Below are 258 nucleotides of genomic sequence, written 5' to 3'. Positions count from 1 at the left end.
AAGCATTTATTAGCACAGGTACTACTATATCTCCATGCCCTGCTCCTACTTTACCTAGTACTTTAACTGCACCCCTCCTGACCCAGGAATCACTATCCTTTAAAGCATTAATGAGCGCAGGTATTACTATATCTTGATGCCCTAATCCTATACTATACAGCGCTTTAGCTGCCTTACTCCTGACCCAGGAATCACTATCTTTCAAAGCATTTATTAGCGCAGGTACTACTATATCTCCATGCCCTGCTCCTACTTTAC

1 protein-coding gene is annotated in these 258 nt (G+C 42.2%); it reads right to left on the bottom strand.

Annotated features, from left to right (window positions below):
* Nucleotides 1-258, bottom strand: a 258-nt coding sequence (locus NF27_RS01210; RefSeq protein WP_039454959.1) for a HEAT repeat domain-containing protein, incomplete at both ends; no start/stop codon positions are given.

The organism is Candidatus Jidaibacter acanthamoeba (assembly GCF_000815465.1).
Lineage (GTDB): Bacteria > Pseudomonadota > Alphaproteobacteria > Rickettsiales > Midichloriaceae > Jidaibacter > Jidaibacter acanthamoebae.
The sequence above is the reverse complement of the archived record's forward strand: the minus strand, read 5'-3'. Positions and strand labels throughout refer to the sequence as shown.